Origin of the sequence: Gelidibacter maritimus (assembly GCF_014062315.1) — a bacterium.
Taxonomy (GTDB): domain Bacteria; phylum Bacteroidota; class Bacteroidia; order Flavobacteriales; family Flavobacteriaceae; genus Gelidibacter; species Gelidibacter maritimus.
On sequence record NZ_JACGLT010000002.1, the window covers coordinates 232278 to 252563 of the forward strand.

Genomic DNA, 20286 nt, shown 5'->3' on the forward strand with positions numbered 1-20286 from the left:
TCGGATTGTTCCGAACCCGACTTATCTTTGCACGAAATTCGTAAAAACATGTTGAGTAAAATGCGTAATGACAAAGAGCACTTGGTCGAAAGGTTAGGCGTCTTTATGGAAAAGCAGGAGCAACTTGCTCCAGTGGCTGCCCGTATTCTATCCTATATCATTTTGACCGGAAAATCAGGAACTACTTTTGAAGATTTAGTAAGAGATTTATGTGCCAGCAAAAGCACTATCTCCACTCATTTAAATCATTTAACCGATCTCAAGAGGATTCTTTACTTCACCAAAACTGGCGATCGGAAAAAGTATTACACCATCAATGAAGATAGTATTCTGCAAAGTATTGATGCGCTGACAGAATCCTGGATTTTCCAAAGAGAACTGCATTTAGAAATTCGAGAATATAAAGAAAAAACCAATCAATTGAGCAATGATAATGATTCAAGGTTCAATTTAGACTTCCATGATAATTACATTGAATTTTTAGATGAAGTCACCAAATCAGTATCCACATTAAAATCAAAAATTTTAGAAAAAACACTAAACTGTAATCAATGAAAACAATTAAACTTCCATTAGTCATCTCCATAAGTTTTTTAGCTCTTTTTTTGAGCTGTGGAGAAAAAGAACAAGCACCACAAGGCCCACAAGGACCGATGCCATTTCAAGTGACTACGATTCCACAAAAGACGGTAACAGGATATACAACGTATCCAACGAGTATTGAAGGCGTCAATAACAGTGAGGTGCGCCCGAAAATATCAGGCTATATTACAGAGGTGTTGGTTGACGAAGGTCAAAAAGTAAGAAAAGGACAGACCCTTTTCCGATTAGAGACCCAGACCCTCAGCCAGGATGCTGCTGGAGCAAAAGCAAATGTCAACGCTGCCCAAGTGGAGGTTGATAAGCTTAAACCTTTAGTTGAAAAAAATATTATCAGTAGCGTTCAATTGGAAACCGCAAAAGCAAAACTATTGCAAGCACAAAGTGCCTATAACAGTATTGGTGCAAACATTGATTATGCCAATATTAAAAGTCCAGTAGATGGCTATGTTGGCTCAATCAGGCTCCGTAAAGGAACTTTGGTCAGTCCGACAAGTCCAGAGCCTTTAACCACCGTTTCTGACATTAGTAAAGTCTATGCTTATTTTTCAATGAATGAAAAGGAGTATCTCGATTTTATTCAAAACGCCAATGGAGAAAATATTAAGGAAAAGATTAAGAATTTCCCAGAAGTGACCTTGATTTTAGCCAATGGAAGCACTTACGATCAAAAAGGCACCATTGAAACCATTAATTCTCAAGTCAATGCCAAAACAGGTTCTATTTCATTTCGTGCCGTTTTTAATAACGACTCAAGATTATTGACCAATGGAAACAGTGGAAAAATCAGAGTTCCAAAAACCTATTCAAATGTTGTGGTGGTACCTAAAGAGTCTACCTACGAGCAGCAAGGCAGTTATTACGTTTATAAATTAACCGAAGGTGATATGGCAGCTTCCACACGTATTGCCGTAATTGCGGATGTTGAGAACGTTTACGTTGTTTCTGAAGGGCTTCAAGAAGGCGATAAAATTGTCGCAAAAGGCGTTGCAAAACTACGAGGGGATACACAGATAAAACCTATGGAAGTACCTTTTGATACTATTGCGAAACCAATCGAAAAAGTTTTCAGATAATAAAACCAAGATAAGAAGTTATGATAAAAATATTTATAGAAAGGCCAGTACTTTCAACGGTCGTCTCCATCATCATTGTGATTTTGGGTATTCTTGGTCTTACCACATTACCAATTACGCAATATCCTGATATTGCCCCACCAACTATTTCAGTAAACGCCAATTATCCTGGTGCAAATGCTGAAACCATCTTGGAAAGTGTCATCATTCCCATTGAAGAACAGATAAATGGCGTGGAAGGAATGACCTATATTACCTCTAGTGCGTCTAATACCGGAACCGCTACCATAACTGTGTTCTTTGATCAAGAGGTCGATCCTGATATTGCCGCTGTAAACGTTCAAAACCGTGTGGCACGTGCCAATTCGCAATTGCCACAAGCTGTTTTACAAACCGGGGTAACCACCTCAAAGCAGCAAACCAGTGCTTTGATGTTTACATCATTCTACAGTACCAATCCTGATTATGATGCGACATTTTTACAGAATTACTTAAAAATTAATGTCATTCCGGAATTACAAAGGGTAGATGGTGTTGGTGATGTCAACGTATTTGGTACTAAAGATTATGCCATGCGTATATGGTTGCGTCCAGAGAAAATGGCGGCTTATGGCGTTATTCCTACAGATGTTACCGCAGCTTTACGTGAACAAAGTTTGGAAGCAGCGGCAGGATCATTGGGTGAGAATTATGGAGAGGCTTTTAGTTATGTCATCAAATATGGCGGACGGTTTAAAACTGAAGCACAGTATAGTGATATCATCATTAAGGCTTTAGGCAACGGACAATTCTTGAGATTATCTGATGTGGCCGATATTGAATTGGGTGCACAATCGTATGCCGGAGGTTCTATTACAAATGGATTACCAGCAGTAAACATGGGTATTTTCCAAACCAAAGGCTCTAATGCACGTGATATTATTATTGAAATTGAGCAGAAACTGGAAGATATCAAAGCCGATTTACCTAAAGGGGTTGAGGTATTCATTCCTTATAATACCAATACCTTCTTAAACGCTTCTATTGAAAAAGTAGTAAAAACTTTAGCCGAAGCCTTTTTACTTGTATTCGTGGTAGTGTTTATTTTCTTACAGGATTTTAGATCTACGCTTATTCCTGCCATTGCCGTACCGGTATCTATTATTGGTACTTTCTTCTTCCTGAATCTATTTGGGTATTCCATCAACCTATTAACACTTTTCGCCTTAGTATTGGCTATTGGTATTGTGGTTGATGATGCCATTGTTGTGGTTGAAGCGGTGCATGCCAAAATTGATGAAGGTGAACCCGATCCGAAAAAAGCGACGCATGATGCCATGCAGGAAATTACTGGTGCTATTGTTTCCATTACATTGGTAATGGCGGCAGTATTTGTGCCTGTAACATTTATTCAAGGTCCTACAGGGGTTTTCTATGAGCAGTTTGGTGTAACGCTAATTGTAGCAATTATCATTTCAGCAGTTAACGCACTAACCTTGAGCCCTGCCTTATGTGCCCTGTTTTTAAAAGGTCATGACGATAAGCAGAATAAAAAGAAGAAAGGCTTTCTTGGCCGCTTTTTTGACGGTTTTAACCGAGGCTTTAATGCCACCGTTACCAAATACGGAAAATCGGTTCATTTTCTGTACCGACACAAATGGATTACCGTATTTGCCCTAATTCTATCCGTAGTGGCCATCTGGTGGTCGTCTTCTGTATTGCCAACCGGATTTGTTCCTGATGAAGATAGAGGTATTGTGTTCGTAAATATAGAACTTCCTCCAGGATCTTCTATAGACAGAACACATCAAGTAAATGCCGATTTATATAAAAAATTAATCCAAATTCCTGGAGTTAAAGGCGGATCGATTATTGAAGGAAGTAGCTTCTTAGGAGGTGCAGGTAGTAACTTCGGACTGGGCTTTATCCGTTTGGATGATATTGAAGACCGTCAAGACGACGCACTTTCTGCACAAAGCATCGTTGGACAAATGTTTGGCGTTGCGGCACAGATTCCAGAAGCCAATATCATATTCTTTTCACCACCAAGTATACCAGGATTCGGAAACTCGGCGGGAATTGAGGTCAACCTTTTAGACCGTTCTGGAGGAAGTTTTACAGATTTGGATCAAGTGACTCAGGATTTTGCAGGCAAACTTTCCCAACGCCCAGAAATTCAATACGCACAGTCCTCATTTAATACCAAGTATCCGCAATATGAGATTGACCTCAACGCAGAATTGGCTAAAGAATTAGGTGTACCTATTAGTGATATCTTTTCTACACTTCAAGGATATATTGGAAGTATTTTTGCTGCCGATTTCTCCAGATTTGGTAAACAATACCGAGTTTATGTACAATCCTTACCTCAGGATCGTGCTGAAGAAAGTGATTTGGGCAAACTTTATGTGCGTACAGGTACAGGTGAAATGACCCCAATTACAACCTTTGTAAATTTAAATAGAGTTTACGGGCCACAGTCGGTAACACGTTTTAACTTGTTTAATTCTGTAACCTTAAATGCGGCTATAGCACCTGGATATAGTTCTGGTGATGCCATTAAGGCGGTGGACGAAGTCTCACAAACCTTACCGGCCAATTACACCACGGCATATTCCGGATTGACCCGTGAGGAAGTGAACGCAGGAAACCAAACAACTACAATTTTTATATTATCTTTAGTGTTTGTTTATTTCTTATTGGCGGCGCAGTACGAAAGTTATTTAATTCCTTTCTCTGTTCTTCTATCCTTACCCTTAGGAGTTTTTGGAGCGTATTTTACGACCCAAGTAACGGGCCTACAAAATAATATTTATTTCCAGATTGCATTGATTATGCTGCTTGGACTCTTGGCGAAGAACGCCATCTTAATTGTGGAGTTTGCACTACAAAGACGACGACGAGGTGAATCTATTCTGGCTGCTGCCGTACACGGTGCTGAAGCGCGTTTACGTCCTATTTTAATGACCTCCTTTGCTTTTATCTTCGGATTATCGCCATTGGTGTTTGCAAGTGGCGTTGGTGCCGCAGGAAACCGATCCATTGGTACCGGTGCCGTTGGTGGGGTGCTGATAGGAACCATTCTTGGGGTGTTCGTTATCCCAATTTTGTTCATGTTTTTCCAATGGATTCAAGAGAAAATATCAGGAGCACCGCAACGTGTATTGGAGCTTGAAGCGGAAGCCAATCAACAATCAATAGAACTTAACGACGATCAAAATCATGATAACAATGCTTAAAACTCGTACAGTAAAATATATGGTCATGCTGACTGTTTCAGCATTCACCCTTCAAAGTTGTTTTGTAGCAAAGGACTATGACCGGCCGCAAATTGAAGAAACCCAGAATCTGTTCAGAACGGATGCTTTGACAACTGATACACTCTCCATGGCCGATTTGTCCTGGAAAGAATTGTTCACTGATCCGTACTTGGTACAGTACATTGAACAAGGTCTTCAAAATAACATCGACATCCGTGTGGCCATGCAACAAGTATTGGCTGCAGAAGCTTATGTAAAGCAAGGAAAGGCTTCGTATTTTCCATCTATAAATGCGAATGCTTCGGTGACCCATCAAGAGATGTCCAAGAACAGCCAATTAGGCTCTTTTTTAACGAGCCGATCTTCAGATCAATTTGATTTGACGGCAAACCTGTCTTGGGAAGCTGATATCTGGGGGAAAATTCGAAGCAATAAACGAGCCTCCGAAGCCGACTATTTGCGAATTGTCGCCGCACATCAAGCCATAAAATCTCGTTTGGTGTCTGACATAGCAGCAACGTATTATCAATTGCTTGCATTGGATGCCCAATTGAAAATTACTAATAAAACCATCATGGTCAGAGATAGTAGCATTAGTACCATTCAAGCTCTAAAAGATGCAGGTAACGTTAACCAAGTGGCCGTAGATCAAAACATTGCTCAGTACAATCAAGCCAGAGCATTGAAAGTAGATTTAGAGACCGCCATATTTCAGACTGAAAATGTCATGAGTATTTTATTGGGGCAACAACCGCAAAACTATGAGCGCACTGTTTTAGATCAGCAAAACTTACAATCTGATTTAAAGTTAGGGGTACCATCAACCCTGTTGCGAAATAGACCTGACGTGATTGCTGCAGAATACAACTTGGTCCGAGCTTTTGAAATGACCAATGTTGCTCGGAGTAATTTTTATCCGTCTTTGACCATATCAGCGGCAGGAGGTTTCCAAAGTTTGGAGTTGGACCAATTATTAAACACAAACTCATTATTTGCAAATATTGTTGGCGGTTTGGCACAGCCGATCTTCAATCAGCGTAAAATAAGAACGCAAAAAGAAGTAGCCGATGCTCAGCAAGAGCAAGCCTTATTAGAATTTAAACGTTCTTTGTTGATTGCAGGAAATGAGGTTTCTAATGCTTTATATGCCTACAACGCCGAAACAGAGAAGTTTGAGTATAGAACTTTAGAAGTTGAAGCCCTGCGAAATGCAGAACGAAATTCTAATGAATTATTGAAAAGTGGTTTCGCCAATTACTTGGATTTATTAACCGCAAGACAAAGTGCCTTAAGCGCTGAATTAAGTGTTATTGACGGCAAATTACAACAATTACTCTCTATCGTTGACTTGTACCAAGCGCTTGGTGGTGGTTGGAAATAATATGACATAGTCTTAATCCAAAACTATAATTTTACAAAGAAGGCTTTTAATACGTAAGTATTTTAAGCCTTCTTTCTTTTCATATCAAAAAAATTTTTTAAGAATGATGCTAGAACTGCTTGAATTTAAGACTACATTACTCTCGTTTTATGGTTTAATTAGCGTTTTAGATAGTGACTTATAACTGGTTCAGCCCTGCTTATCTTTGTCACGAATCAATTTTTGGCAACAAACTATTTTTATAGTTGTATTACTACAAAAATAGTTGTAGGTTTGTTTTTCTATGATGCCATTGACTAACTTATGAAAAAATAAACCCCAACTTTTCTAAATGAAATCCAACTTTTTATTTCTTCTTCTTACTTTTTACTATTTAGGCAGTCAAGCCCAAATAGAAGTTACTGGAACAATCATAGATGCCGAAACTAAGAAAAACTTGGGAAGCACCTCCATAGTGGTTTCTCCTAAAGGAAAATCCAATATTCTGGGATACGCCATTTCTGATAGTGAAGGAAAATTTAAAATTAAAATCACAACTACGGTCGATAGTTTGAGTCTTAAAGTATCCTCTCTTGCCTATATACCTTTCAAGAAAGATATCCTTACTAAAAATCAAGATATTACAGTCTTATTAGAGCCTGCTATAGAAACGCTCGATGAAATCTTTTTAAGAAAACCGCCCATCCGTCAGCGGGGTGATACTTTAATTTTTGATCCGGCAGCTTTTAAAAGCAATAAAGACAGAAGTATTCAGGATGTTTTATCCAAAATGCCTGGAATTGACATTGATCCCTCGGGCGCAATTAAATATCAAGGAAAACCGATTAACAAATTTTATGTTGAAGGTTTGGATTTAATGGGCGGTCAATATGGAATGGTCAGCAACAATCTAAATGCAGATAAAGTGAGTGCCGTTGAAATATTAGAAAACCATCAACCCTTAAAAGTATTGGACAGTTTGGTACCGTCGGAACAAGCAGCGATTAATATTAAATTAAAAAATAAAGTTACGGTATCGGGAAACATCGAAATGGGATTGGGTGCTGCCCCTACTTTGTATTTCGGAAAAGCCAGCCCTATGCTTTTTACGAAGAACTTTCAAACCTTGGTCACCTATCAAGCCAATAATAATGGCACGGATATTACACAGGATTTTTCAAGGTTTTCCTATACTTCATTTCGGTTTGGGAGAAGTGGCGACACCAAAAATGACTGGCTATCATTAGCTTCTGTAAATCCTCCGCCATTTTCGAAGAAACGTTGGTTGGACAATCAGGCGCAAGCTGCATCAACAAATGCCTTGGTTAAAAATAAGAAGGATGTTGAATTCAAAGTTAACGCTTCATATATCAATAATCTTATAAAAAAAGAAGGTGGACATCGGACGACTTATTTCTTGCCAGAAGGAAATACAACTATCGAAAACCTCACAGAAAACAATACCAGAGATGAGTCTATGGATGTTTCCTTAAGTATTGAGCGCAATAAAAACAAGAATTTATTTAGGGAGAGCTTGAGTTTTAAGAAAGAATGGGATCGTGGCTCAGCTTTTTTAACTGAAAACCAGGATTCTCAATATCAAAGATTAAGTGCGCCTTTTACAGATTTAAAAAATAATTTTGAGATCATATTTCCATTGGGAAAACAATTGATAACTTTTAATTCCAATATCCAATACCATGAAACACCACAAGAACTGAGCATCAGTCCAGGTGTTTTCACTGAAATCCTTTCGCCCAACCAACCCGTAGATGAAGTAAATCAGCAGCTATTCGATAAAACATTCATCGCAAATCACTCTTTGGACTTTACGAAGCGATTTGGAAATTTCAGTTTGAGCTTACAACCTGGTGTAGATTTCAAACTTCAAAACATGCATTCTCAAATTCTATTGGATGGCATTCCGAAATCAGATCCAGATTTTAAAAACGATATGAAGTGGCGTGAAGTTTCCACCTATGCGCGCACTGGATTAAACTATCGAACAGATAAATTAAGAATTTCCTTACGATTGCCTTTTGAGATTACCCATTATGAAATTGACGATCAGGTTACAAATAAAAATCAAACTAAAAATCCATTTACTTTAAATCCTTCATTATGGAGCGAATATAAGTTTTGGAATTACTGGAAAACTAATGTAAGTGCGCGCTACAGTAAAAATTACGGTCCATTAAACGAAACATATTCGGGCTATTTACTATCGTATTATCGTAATTTGGCCAGGCATAATGTGCCGTTAATGGAGAGGTCTTCACAATCCATTTCTTTCGGGTTGGAGTATAGAAATCCAATTAATACTTGGTTTGGTCGTATTAACTTTTCCTATTCCGATGGCAAAAACGATCAAATATTCAATATGATTACCCAACCCAATGGTTCAACTGTAGTAGAAGCTTTAGATTTAATCAATAAAGATAATCGGAAATCACTTGGTGCTTCCGCAAGTAAATTGATTTCTCCAATAAAAACGACTTTTAAGTTGAACTCAAACTACACCTACAGCAACCGCGATATCCTACTGAATGGTGAACTGATGAAAAACACCACGGAAAGTTGGCAAAATTCTATCAATCTCAACGGCGATTTTGTAAATTGGATGACCATAGAGTACGATGGAAGTGTCCGATTAAGTCAAACAGAAAACACCATCCAAGACTTACGCAGAGTCAGGAATCAAAACCATAAGTTGGGTCTGTATTTCTACTTCTTAAAACATCATACCTTGAGTTTTTCAGGAGAATGGGTACAGTCAAAATTAGAGAATGATTCTTGGGATGATTTTTTTGGTGATATTTTATACAGATTTACACTGTCGGAAAAACGAAAAATAGATTTTGAACTGTCTCTGATCAATTTGTTTAACAAAAATATCTATCAAAATATATCTGTTGGTGACTATACCATTACCGAATCTAAATATGTGTTGCGTCCGAGACAGGTTATGGCGAAAGTGCGAATTCCTTTGTAAAATACATTTAATTCCAAATAACTATGAAACCATTTATTTTAAGTTTAGTGCTACTATCTGTAGTCCAAACAAGTGTTTTTGCTCAAGATGAATATGCCACGGATTACAAAGTACATTATGAATTGGCTTTTCATATAGATTCGCTGAATTTAGATCAAAAGGATACTTCTAACCTATATTTATTTACCAACCCTGAATTTGGAATATTTTTAAATCAAAGCCGCGTAGATGCTGATGTACGCTTGGAAAAAATAAGACAAAGACTTGGTGCTGACGTGCAAGTCAAAATAAGTACCAACTCTAATAAAAGTCAAGATTTAAACAAAGTCGTATTTACGAACCATCAAAATGGTGAGGTAAGGGTGCTTCAGAATCTTGGTGATATAGATTATATTTATTTTGAGCCTACAAAAATGGATGCCTGGGAAATCAGTGAAGAGACCAAGGAATTTATGGGCTACTCGGTTCAAAAAGCAACGATAGATTTTGCAGGTCGATCTTATGAGGCGTGGTTTACCATGGAAATCCCTATTCCTAATGGCCCTTATGTGTTTCATGGACTTCCAGGATTGATTGTTGAAATTTATGACACCCAAAATCATTATCATTTTACGATGTTGGGGCTCGAGAAATTAGAAACACCAAAAGTCTGGAAATTTCCGAAAGCCGAAGAGGCCACCAAAGAAAAAGTCAATGAGATACAAAAAAGACTTAATGACAATGCTTTAAACGGATCTGATTATCAATATATGATGGGTAAAACTCCAGGAGTTAGCGGTAGCATTTCAGTATCTGACGGACAAGAACCAATAATGGAACTTAAAAATAAATCAGGACAGGAAATTACAAAAGAGGATTTGAAAAGGATGTTTAAATCTAATCTTGAAAACAAGAATAACCCGATTGAGTTGGAGTAGAATTCTACTTACTTTTTATGAATCAAGAACCTCGGTAAAAGCCCAGAAGTTATAAAATAACAAATTGTTTATTCGTTCGAAGCTAACCTTGGCGCACCAAAACCCACTGATGGGATAAAAATCTAAAAACACTATGAAACTATCTAATTTAATTGCCTTTATTTTATGTATTACCACTTACAGCGCTTTCGCTCAAAAAGAATATCCTACCGAATATGAAGTTCAATATGAAGTTGGCTTTAGTCTTGATTCCACCAATCTGGAAAACAAATCTATAGAAACTCTTTATTTGTACACTGGCCCTAAGTATGGTGTTTTCATGAGTTATAAAGAAGCCTTTAAAGAGGAGATTAGGGCCAATTTAGAACATCAACTTAAAACCACAGGAGAGCTTAAGATTTCCAAGGATATGACTTCCAGTTTCCCGAAAATATTCTATAAAGACCATCAAAACTCCCAAGTACAGACCGAAGAAAAAATTGACCGAAAACTCTATAGCTATCAAGAGCCCAATATTCCTTTAGAGTGGAAAATAGAAGAAGATTCTAAAGAAATAATGGGATATGCCGCTCAGAAAGCTACCACACATTTTGCTGGTAGAGATTATATTGCTTGGTTTACCTTAGAGGTTCCAATTCCGGATGGTCCTTATGTGTTCTCTGGTTTACCTGGGCTTATCATTGAACTTTATGATACGGAAGATCATTATCATTTCACATTAAAAACAATGAGCAAGCTGGAAGAAGCCAGGGTTTTTGAAATTAAAAACTCTGAAGACATTGCTAAAGCCGATTTCTTGGAGTTAAAAGAAAAGGCGCTTAAAAATAGAGACCACACTATTTTTAATCAAGGTAATTTCCAGATAAGTTTGGGTACAAGCCCACAAATGAGCCAAGAAAGCAAAATGGAAAATCAAGAATTTAAAAGGAAACTCAAAGAAAACCGGGCAAGAAAAAACAATTTAATTGAGAGGTTTTAGTAGAGATTTTGTGGAATTTTCGTCAAGCTGGTCCATAATTGGTTTGGACAGACTAAGTTTATAGTGATTCCATTGTATTTATAACTGAAACCACATTAAAAACCATAATTGGGTATAAAATAATAACTTTGTAGATCAGTAAATATCCCATTAAAAAGATCCCTGCCTTAACAGGGCATAATTATGAAAAAAGACATCCAAATTCCTAAAGTTGAAGGTGTGTATTTAGCCATCGTCAATGAATATAACGACATCTATAAAACCCACGATTGGAATGCCTATATCATCAATGACAAGGAAGTCGATTTAGAGGTTGTTTTGATTGTTACCAGTGGTTATTCTGAGAAGAATGTAACGGCAACCTTTCGTAAAAAACTGGATGTGCTGCCTAAAAAGAGTTATGCCAAAATAGAATTTATTCCAGAAGAACTGTTCGCATTAAACAACGAATTTAAAGTGACTTTCTTCGAGGGGAATACCATGTTTGAAAAAAACTTTGTTTTTCGGAAGAATACCATTAACGAAAAAGCCTTTCAGAAAATTCCCTTGATGGAAATGAAAGGAATATTGGTGAAATAACAAAATCCTGAGTAAGCTGCAGATCAAACATTCAGCACAGCTAATCCCATAATTAAAACTTCTATACTCAGGTCGGTTTCACCACCTCTATTGAATTGTAAATACGGGATTCCTGCCTCCGCAGGAATTGGTTAATCCAGTTTCTCTGTAAGTTTCTGAAATATCCTTTTAGGATCTTTGCCTTCATACAGAATTGCATACGCTGCAGTAATTATTGGCAACTTATCCTTTCTTTCATTTTTTTCAATAAGGTCGTAAGCACTTTTTGTGGCATAATATCCTTCAGCCACCATGTTCATTTCCATTTGTGCGGATTTAACGGTGTAGCCTTTACCAATCATATTTCCAAACATTCTATTTCTGGAAAAAATGGAATAGCCCGTAACCAATAAATCGCCGAGATACGCCGAATCATTGATATTGCGTTTCATCTTATGTCGTTTTTTAATAAAACGTTTCATTTCTCGTATGGCGTTGCTCATCAACACGCTTTGAAAATTATCGCCATAACCCAATCCATGGGCTATACCCGCGGCAATAGCATAAATGTTTTTGAGCATGACAGCGTATTCAATACCTATCACATCATCGCTCGTAGAAGTTTTAATATAATTACTGGCCAAAGCTCTAGCTATTTGCTTGGCTTTAGCTTCATCGGCACAAGCTATCGTTAAATAGGATAAACGCTCCAACGCCACTTCTTCGGCATGACAAGGTCCTGCAATGACAGCAATATTTTCAAAAGTGATATTATAAACATCATGAAAATGCTCGCCCACTAGTTTGCCCGTTTCAGGCATGATACCTTTAACAGCAGATACGATAGTTTTACCCTTCAAATCAACCTCAAGTTTGAGCAATTCGTCATGAATAAATGCCGACGGAATTACAAAAATCAATACATCCGCATAGGTTGCCATCCCATTGATGTCATTACTAATTTTCAATTGTGAGGTATTGAACTCAACGGAGCTTAAGTAACTGGGATTGTGTTGCTCTTTCAGCAAGTGTTCTTTAATATAAACACTACGCATATACCAACCTACTTCTTCAAGATTTTCGCAAAGCATTTTTACAATCGCCGTTGCCCAGCTTCCTGATCCAAAAACGGCATATTTTATTGGTGCACTCATAAATATATTAAAGTTGATACAGTCCAAAAGTACACAAAAAATTACGGTTATTCCACTTCAAAATCAACTGAACCTTCTTTTTTGGCACGTGTTTTGAATTCTAACCACTATAATCTTTGAAATGTTGAATTGTGGAAAATGTAAATTGATTTCAAGTTGTTTTGCTAATTTCAATACGCTGTCCAAAAACAGATCAAATCAATATTTTGAAATAAAATTAAACGGATGAAAACTCTAAAATTACTTTTCGGATTTGCCTTAGCTGCAACTATACTGACATCTTGTAGTACTAATACTGTTTATGAAGAGCCTCCCATTTCATTGAATCAACTATTGGGTTCTTATGATCTGTGGTATGTTGACATCAATCAAACTGCAGGTTATGGAGAAACACCTTTTCTACAAATTGCATTTACCCTCTCTTTTAGAAATGGCGTTGTGTATGCCAATAATAATTTGGTTGGTTTTGGCCCCAACGGTCAAGGCAATGGTTACGGAATAGACGTTGGCGAGTATGATGCTTATGATATGGTCTTGGATGTTTACCATGATCTTGACGGCTTTCAAACATTTGATGTTTATCAAGTAGATTTTGACACCATTGAGTTATACAATCCTAATAATGATACCTCATACTTTTTGCATGGGTATCAAAAGTCAACGTTCGATTACGATTTTGTGTTTTATGATAACATCCACTATTTCATGCAAGAATATAACGCTTGGGAAAAAACTTATACCAGTCAAATGGGTGCGATAAATGAATTTGACAGTGAGAACTACTTACAGTTTTTGTCTGGAGGTAATGATTCTGAATTTAGAAGTTCGCAAGACCAGAACATCGCAAATCCGAATGCTATTTATTGGGATTATACTGGGGTTTATGGTGTAGGTAATATCACCGGAAACACCCATCTCAAAACATTAACATTAGATTATGATTATTTTGATAATGAATTCTTTGAATTGAGCGTTATCAATGATCAAGTGATAGAGCTTTACCACGCCAATTCTGGTACAACGTACGAGTTTACAGGACGTGGTTACATCCAATACATGAGGAATGCCGAAGCTAAAGGCACCGAGAACGGTAGTAAAGTAAAACCAGTTGAATTGGTTAAAAAACGTAAGCAGAAAACTGCTAAGAAAGATAACCCTAGGGTAAGTAAAAGAAACTAAATTTTGGTTGGTTATTTAGTTTCTAGAAGCGCTCATCTGATGTATTTCAGATGAGCGTTCTCTTTTTATAAAACAACATATTTAGTCATATCAGCAACAAACTTTCAATCAGTTGTTGTAAATTACCTCTCAAATCATTAATTCATACCGATTAAACATTTATATGTCATTGGTAAAACTCTTAAAAACATAAATTAATATGGGACTATTTTCATTTATTAAAAACGCTGGCGCCAAGGTCTTTGGTGTCGGAAAAACTGATGCGGAAGAAAAAGCGGAGGCTCAAGCCGCCGCAAATAGGAAATCTGCAGCAGACGAACTTAAAGCCAACGAAGCAGGAGCCAGAAAACTCGAAGAAACCATAAGGGACCTAAAACTTGAAGTTGAGGATCTAAAAATAAAAATTGAGGACGATATGGCGGTAGTTTCAGGAAAGGCACATGACCAATCCACAAAAGAAAAAGTGGTTTTAGTTATTGGCAACACTAACGGAATTGCATCTGTGGACGATCAGATGAGTGTTGAGCACGCCGAACCTGAAGCACAATTTCACACGGTTGTCAAAGGCGATACCTTAGGAAAAATTGCCAAAACATATTATGGGAATGCCATGAAATATCCGTTGATATTTGATGCCAATAAGCCTATGCTAAAAGATCCTGATAAGATTTATCCTGGCCAAGTTTTGAGAATTCCAAGCTTGTCGTAAGAAACAAAAAAGAGGCTGTTTTTAAAAACAGCCTCTTTCTTTACAAGTCATTTAAAAGGGTTTGTAGCTCCTCCAAACTATCTGGTTTAGCCATAATTTTTTTGTCTTTATCCAATATAAAATAAGTTGGTGTACTTTCTACACCATATTCACTGCTCACAAATCGTCTTGGCGACCCTGAATCAATAACATGAATAAAGTTAGGATAGTTTAGAATTTCTCTATCCCACGCAACATCTTCACCCTGCGTACCATAAGCAATCACTTTTAAAGTTTTGGCATCTAATTGATCAACCGTTTTTCTGACTTCAGGTAATTGCTCTAAACAATGGGAGCACCCACTATTCCAAAAAATTAGCAAGTAATTATCGGCCATCTTTAAGTCATGTAGTGTAGTAGTTATTTCTTTGCCATCAACTTCTGAGTTAATAGGAAAATCTATTGCCGTAGACCCCACCGAATTGTTTTTAAAAATGGTCAAGACGTTAACTAACATCGTATGATCTGCTTCTTTTGCAAGCGCTAATAGATAGGTGTCGGAAATATAATTTGCAACGCTGTCCATTTCTATTTGCACCATATTTGACCATATGGCCTGTAACAAAGCCATTTTTATTTCTGAATTGTCTTCTCCAATATAATTGACTAGATTATCAATTTGATGTTTATAGAAATCTTCGGTGGCATCTGCCGACATTCCGAAAATATAAGCTCTAACCCGATCAGTTAAAAACTCGGAACTTTGCAATAATGGATTGCCAAAATCAACATTGGCAAGGTAGGTCTCCTTAAGGTTTTTGGAATAGGTGGAAATGTCTTCATAAGATTCTGGAATATAAGGCTTATTTGCTTTAATAAACACCGAAACCATAGAACCTTTTGAGGCCAACTCAAATGCATCCTGTGTTTCTTTCAAGGTTTTAAAGATGTCTTTAAAAGTTGCTTTATCATCACTTTTATGCGTGTAAAAATTGCTGATAGCTCTGTTGATCATTTCAATGCTGTTGGTGTAAGACGCCCATAATTTATTTTCATTAGACTCCTTAAACTCCAAACCTTCAGTTAAACTAAATTGCAATACAACATCTTCTTTGCCATTATAGATTAAGTCAAAATTGTTAGTTTCCTGAGGCACGCCGTAGACAATTTTATAAATCCCAATAGCTTCTGTAGTATCCATTTCAATTTTGAATTGGCCTTTTTCATTTACTTTGGCTCTATCAACATACGAAGCACCGCTTGGACTTGATTTATAGAGAAACGCATAGGTGAAATCTTCAGCTGGCGAAAAAGTGCCCTCAATAGCATGTTGGGCCATTAGAAAAGAGGGTATGAATAAAAAAAGTATAATTAGGTTTCTCATACGTTAACTATTTTAGTTTTTATAAATCTACTCATTATAGTACTTCTGGATTTAAAATTTAATGTCTCAAAAATCAAGCCGCTATAGGTTTCAGTACCGACAAGGCTTGTTCAACTGTTTTAATGTGTTCAAAGGTAAGCAATAAACGCAGCCCTGATCTTGTTGGCTTTTCTTTCATTTTCCCTGCTCCAGGGTGGGTTTGTACATATTGGATGACCTTGTTAAAACCGGCACTTTGGTAAAATGCACTTTGCTGATCGCTAATAAAATAGCCTATCAGCCTCCCTCTTTTCATGACCACTTTTTCTAAGCCAATTTTTGTTGCCACCCATTTAATCCGGACGCTGTTTAATAAATCAACCACCTGTTTTGGCATTTCACCAAAACGATCAATGATTTCGATTTCAAACTTTTGTAGTTCCTCTTCCGTTTTGATCTCATTTAATTTGGTGTACAAATTTAAACGCTCTGCAATATTATTCACATAATCATCTGGAAACAATAACTCAAAATCTGTATCGATAGTGATGTCCTTAACATAATCTCTGTCTACCAGCTCATCTTGATATAGATCTTTGAATTCATTTTCCTTTAATTCTTCAATAGCCTCATTTAATATTTTCTGATAGGTATCAAAGCCAATATCATTGATAAAACCGCTTTGTTCACCACCAAGTAAGTCGCCGGCACCTCTGATTTCCAAATCTTTCATGGCAATATTAAAACCACTCCCCAATTCGGTAAATTGTTCCAGAGCAGTTATCCGTTTCCTGGCATCTTCAGTCATAGACGAATAATCTGGGGTGATAAAATAACAGAATGCTTTTTTATTGCTCCGTCCTACCCGACCGCGCATTTGGTGCAAATCACTCAAGCCAAAATTATTTGCATTGTTGATAAAAATCGTATTGGCATTTGCCACATCCAAACCACTTTCTACGATGGTGGTACTGACCAAGACGTCAAATTCGCCATTCATAAAGTCCAACATCAACTGCTCTAATTTCTTACCCTCCAATTGTCCGTGTCCAATGCCAATTTTAGCATCGGGTACCAAGCGTTGGATCATCCCGGCAACCTCTTGGATGTTTTCTATCCGATTATGGATAAAAAAGACTTGTCCGCCACGTTGAATTTCGTATACCACGGCATCACGGATGGTTTCCTCACTAAACCGAATGACATGGCTTTCTATAGGATAACGGTTGGGTGGCGGGGTGGTAATAACCGATAAATCACGAGCGGCCATCAAGCTAAACTGCAAAGTTCGTGGAATAGGGGTTGCAGTCAAGGTCAATACGTCCACATTATCTTTGAGGGTCTTTAATTTCTCTTTTACTGCCACCCCAAATTTCTGCTCCTCATCAACAATCAAAAGTCCTAAATCTTTGAATTTTACATTCTTGTTGACCAGTTGATGGGTTCCTATAATAATATCCAAGTTGCCACTTTCAAGGCGTTCCAGCGTTTCTCGTTTTTCTTTTGCCGTTCTAAATCTGTTCAAATAATCAACGGTTACTGGAAAATCCTTCAGACGCTCTGTAAAAGTTCTGGAGTGTTGATAGGCCAAAACGGTAGTCGGTACCAAAACCGCCACTTGCTTGCCATTATCTACCGCTTTGAAGGCTGCTCTTATTGCGACTTCGGTTTTACCGAAGCCTACATCGCCACAAATTAAACGGTCCATTGGTCGTTCGCTTTCCATATCCGATTTTATATCTTCGGTAGCTGAGCTCTGATCAGGCGTGTCTTCATAAATAAATGAAGCTTCCAGCTCCAATTGCATAGCGCTATCAGGTTGGTATTGATACCCCTTTTCCAATTTGCGTTTGGCATACAACTGAATCAAATTGAAAGCGATTTCCTTAACTCTTGTTTTGGTCTTTTGCTTTAATTTTTTCCAAGCATTACTGCCTAGTTTATACACCTTTGGCGGTTTGCCATCTTTCCCGTTAAATTTGGATATTTTATGAAGTGAGTGGATGCTCAAATAAAGCACATCACGTTCGCCATAAATCAACTTGATGGCCTCTTGCATTTTACCTTCCACATCAATCTTCTGCAATCCTCCAAACCGTCCAATGCCATGATCAATATGGGTGACGTAATCACCAATATCAAGATTGGTCAATTCCTTCAAACTAATTGCCTGCTTTTTTGCGTAGCCATTTTTAAGATGGAATTTATGGTATCGCTCAAAAATCTGGTGATCGGTATAACAGGTAATTTTATTATCGTGATCAATAAATCCCTGATACAAAGACAGTACAATGGTTTTATAATGCACACCAATTTCTAATGCCCTATGACGCTCCGAACTAACATCTTCAAAAATGTCGTGAAAGCGCTTGGCTTGTTGTTCGCTGGCACAAGCAATATAATTGGTGTAACCTTTATCGTGATTGCTATTTAAGTTTTCAATCAGTAAATCAAATTGCTTATTAAAGGATGGTTGCGGCGTGGTATGAAATTCAACCAAGTCCTTGCTCAAAACGGACGAAGAACCAAATTCAACCAAAGTAAAATCCAGCAATTGTTTTTTTAGAAATTCTGAACTGCAGAATAACGTGTCGGGAGAGGCACGTTTGATTTCCTGAGACAGGGCATTAAAAGCAACTTCCGCTTTCTGATAAAAATCGTCTATTCTTGAAAAGAATAAATCCAAATTTTTTGTAAAAACAACCGTTTTTGAAGCTATATATTTCAAGAAACTCTCTCGAGTTTCATTTGAAAATTTATTTTCAACGTTGGGGATAACGTTAATTTTTTTGATTTTATCAGTCGATAATTGTGTTTCAACATCAAAGGTTCTGATGCTATCCACCTCATCTCCAAAGAACTCAATCCGGTAGGGTTCGTCGTTGGAGAATGAAAATACGTCAACAATTCCACCACGCACCGAAAACTCACCTGGTTCCGTTACAAAATCCACCCGTTTAAATTGATATTCAAAAAGCACCTCGTTTACAAAATCAATGGAAAGATTATCATTGACAGAAATCTTTAAAGTATTACTTTCCAATTCCTTTCGTGTAACAACTTTCTCAAAAAGTGCATCAGGATAGGTGACAATAATCGCTGGTTTCTTACGAGAATTGATTCGGTTCAATACCTCTGCACGCAAAAGCACGTTGGCATTATCTGTTTCTTCAATTTCATAAGGTCTCCTGTAACTCCCAGGATAAAAAAGCACGTCCTTGTCATTGATCAATAACTCGAGATCATTAAGATAAAAAGCAGCCTCTTCCTTGTCATTAAAAACCAGTAAAAAAGGCAATTCAGATGTTTTGAAAGTTTCTGATATGACAAAGCTCAACGAAGACCCTATCAGTCCTTTTAAATGTGTTTTACTTTCGTTTATGGCAATAGCAGCTTGCAGATTCTGCGTTTGCAAAGTCTGTGCATAAGCTTGCGAGAGATGTGATTTACTCAAGGCAATTTATTTTAGACAAATATAAAGGTTAGTATTAATATGCACCATATTACAGTTGTGAATTTAATCTTAAAAGAAACCAGTTAACCGGATGTTTTTCTTCAGGACAAAAAAAGAGATTGAAAGTCTTTTTTTCATTATAATTTTTTTAGGCCATTAATAAAAAAAATATGTAGTTTTGAATGCTACAAAACGTGGCAATTAAAACGAAACAAGTATGTCAATTTCAGATTTATTCGATAGTGGATTTAAAAAGCGTAATGAAGATCATTTTGCTTCAATTGTTAGACTGGCCATGGATGATGGTGTTATAACCGACGATGAAAGAGCGTTTTTAGATCGCTTAGCACATAGTTTGAACATTAGTGAGGGCGATTATAAAAACATTCTAAAAGATTACCAATCACATCCCATAAATCCACCAACTTCTTATGATCGACGCTTAGAGCGTTTATTTGATTTGGCTCGTATGGTGCATGTAGATCATATTCAAGGTGACGGAGAAGAGGTATTGTTGAAGAAAATTGCTATTGGTTTAGGCTTTAGAGCAGATAATGTCAAATACATTGTGGACAAAGCCCTGACATTGGTAGCTAATGGAGTTGATATTGATACCTTCATTGACGAAATGAAGAACATGAATAGATAAACCCAGAGCAAAGACCGCTTTACTTAGGCTCCCCTCAACACATAGGTGCTCTTAGTTTAAGGTCGATTAGCGTCTTAA

Annotated in this window: 14 protein-coding genes; 11 read left to right on the forward strand and 3 right to left on the reverse strand. The window is 37.3% G+C overall.

The window, feature by feature from the left end:
- Positions 1–60: 60 nt before the first annotated feature.
- The 8 genes from H3Z82_RS03275 to H3Z82_RS03310 all read left to right on the forward strand — a co-directional run bounded on the left by H3Z82_RS03275 (position 61) and on the right by H3Z82_RS03310 (position 11742).
- Positions 61–555, forward strand: coding sequence for a GbsR/MarR family transcriptional regulator (locus tag H3Z82_RS03275; protein ID WP_235982327.1), 495 nt, complete (start codon positions 61–63; stop codon positions 553–555).
- Positions 552–1676 carry an efflux RND transporter periplasmic adaptor subunit gene (locus H3Z82_RS03280; RefSeq protein WP_182202459.1) on the forward strand — a complete coding sequence of 375 codons (1125 nt, stop codon included), beginning with the start codon at positions 552–554 and terminating at the stop codon, positions 1674–1676. The genes H3Z82_RS03275 and H3Z82_RS03280 overlap by 4 nt, the downstream gene beginning before the upstream one ends.
- Before the next feature lie 20 nt (positions 1677–1696).
- Entirely contained in the window at positions 1697–4894 is a 3198-nt protein-coding gene (locus tag H3Z82_RS03285; RefSeq protein WP_182202460.1) for an efflux RND transporter permease subunit, read from the forward strand.
- Positions 4878–6296, forward strand: a complete 1419-nt coding sequence (locus H3Z82_RS03290; RefSeq protein WP_182202461.1) for an efflux transporter outer membrane subunit — start codon at positions 4878–4880, stop codon at positions 6294–6296. Before H3Z82_RS03285 ends, H3Z82_RS03290 begins: the two co-directional genes overlap by 17 nt.
- Before the next feature lie 331 nt (positions 6297–6627).
- Positions 6628–9267: a TonB-dependent receptor gene (locus H3Z82_RS03295; protein WP_182202462.1), complete on the forward strand. Its 2640-nt coding sequence runs from the start codon at positions 6628–6630 to the stop codon at positions 9265–9267.
- Between the two features lie 23 nt (positions 9268–9290).
- Positions 9291–10184, forward strand: a complete 894-nt coding sequence (locus tag H3Z82_RS03300) for a GLPGLI family protein (RefSeq protein ID WP_182202463.1) — start codon at positions 9291–9293, stop codon at positions 10182–10184.
- 133 nt (positions 10185–10317) lie between these two features.
- Positions 10318–11163, forward strand: a complete 846-nt coding sequence (locus H3Z82_RS03305; protein ID WP_182202464.1) for a GLPGLI family protein — start codon at positions 10318–10320, stop codon at positions 11161–11163.
- 183 nt (positions 11164–11346) lie between these two features.
- A complete protein-coding gene (locus H3Z82_RS03310; protein WP_182202465.1) occupies positions 11347–11742 on the forward strand; it encodes a hypothetical protein in 396 nt (131 codons plus the stop codon).
- Between the two features lie 131 nt (positions 11743–11873).
- Here the strand turns inward: H3Z82_RS03310 and H3Z82_RS03315 are convergent, their stop codons facing one another.
- Entirely contained in the window at positions 11874–12875 is a 1002-nt protein-coding gene (locus tag H3Z82_RS03315) for an NAD(P)H-dependent glycerol-3-phosphate dehydrogenase (protein WP_182202466.1), read from the reverse strand.
- Positions 12876–13100: 225 nt separating this feature from the next.
- On the opposite strand from H3Z82_RS03315, the gene H3Z82_RS03320 reads away from it, so the two are divergent.
- Both H3Z82_RS03320 and lysM read left to right on the forward strand, forming a co-directional pair.
- Complete coding sequence (locus H3Z82_RS03320; protein ID WP_182202467.1) at positions 13101–14054, forward strand: nicotinic acid mononucleotide adenyltransferase; 954 nt, start codon at positions 13101–13103, stop codon at positions 14052–14054.
- A 199-nt stretch (positions 14055–14253) separates the two neighbouring features.
- On the forward strand, positions 14254–14763 hold the full coding sequence (lysM, locus tag H3Z82_RS03325; protein WP_182202468.1) for a peptidoglycan-binding protein LysM: 510 nt from the start codon (positions 14254–14256) through the stop codon (positions 14761–14763).
- A 40-nt stretch (positions 14764–14803) separates the two neighbouring features.
- Here lysM and H3Z82_RS03330 read toward each other — a convergent pair whose 3' ends face one another.
- Together H3Z82_RS03330 and mfd are read right to left on the reverse strand one after the other, a co-directional pair.
- Positions 14804–16126, reverse strand: coding sequence for a TlpA family protein disulfide reductase (locus H3Z82_RS03330; RefSeq protein ID WP_182202469.1), 1323 nt, complete (start codon positions 16124–16126; stop codon positions 14804–14806).
- 73 nt (positions 16127–16199) lie between these two features.
- Positions 16200–19559, reverse strand: coding sequence for a transcription-repair coupling factor (mfd, locus tag H3Z82_RS03335; RefSeq protein ID WP_182202470.1), 3360 nt, complete (start codon positions 19557–19559; stop codon positions 16200–16202).
- A gap of 217 nt (positions 19560–19776) precedes the next feature.
- On the opposite strand from mfd, the gene H3Z82_RS03340 reads away from it, so the two are divergent.
- On the forward strand, positions 19777–20208 hold the full coding sequence (locus tag H3Z82_RS03340) for a tellurite resistance TerB family protein (protein WP_182202471.1): 432 nt from the start codon (positions 19777–19779) through the stop codon (positions 20206–20208).
- Positions 20209–20286: the final 78 nt, after the last annotated feature.

Excerpts from the sequence above, each read along its gene's own strand:
- H3Z82_RS03275 (WP_235982327.1), top strand. The coding sequence starts at position 61 with ATGCGTAATGACAAAGAGCACTTGGTCGAAAGGTTAGGCGTCTTTATG.
- H3Z82_RS03280 (WP_182202459.1), top strand. The coding sequence starts at position 552 with ATGAAAACAATTAAACTTCCATTAGTCATCTCCATAAGTTTTTTAGCT.
- H3Z82_RS03285 (WP_182202460.1), top strand. The coding sequence starts at position 1,697 with ATGATAAAAATATTTATAGAAAGGCCAGTACTTTCAACGGTCGTCTCC.
- H3Z82_RS03290 (WP_182202461.1), top strand. The coding sequence starts at position 4,878 with ATGATAACAATGCTTAAAACTCGTACAGTAAAATATATGGTCATGCTG.
- H3Z82_RS03295 (WP_182202462.1), top strand. The coding sequence starts at position 6,628 with ATGAAATCCAACTTTTTATTTCTTCTTCTTACTTTTTACTATTTAGGC.
- H3Z82_RS03300 (WP_182202463.1), top strand. The coding sequence starts at position 9,291 with ATGAAACCATTTATTTTAAGTTTAGTGCTACTATCTGTAGTCCAAACA.
- H3Z82_RS03305 (WP_182202464.1), top strand. The coding sequence starts at position 10,318 with ATGAAACTATCTAATTTAATTGCCTTTATTTTATGTATTACCACTTAC.
- H3Z82_RS03310 (WP_182202465.1), top strand. The coding sequence starts at position 11,347 with ATGAAAAAAGACATCCAAATTCCTAAAGTTGAAGGTGTGTATTTAGCC.
- H3Z82_RS03315 (WP_182202466.1), bottom strand. The coding sequence starts at position 12,875 with ATGAGTGCACCAATAAAATATGCCGTTTTTGGATCAGGAAGCTGGGCA.
- H3Z82_RS03320 (WP_182202467.1), top strand. The coding sequence starts at position 13,101 with ATGAAAACTCTAAAATTACTTTTCGGATTTGCCTTAGCTGCAACTATA.
- lysM (WP_182202468.1), top strand. The coding sequence starts at position 14,254 with ATGGGACTATTTTCATTTATTAAAAACGCTGGCGCCAAGGTCTTTGGT.
- H3Z82_RS03330 (WP_182202469.1), bottom strand. The coding sequence starts at position 16,126 with ATGAGAAACCTAATTATACTTTTTTTATTCATACCCTCTTTTCTAATG.
- H3Z82_RS03340 (WP_182202471.1), top strand. The coding sequence starts at position 19,777 with ATGTCAATTTCAGATTTATTCGATAGTGGATTTAAAAAGCGTAATGAA.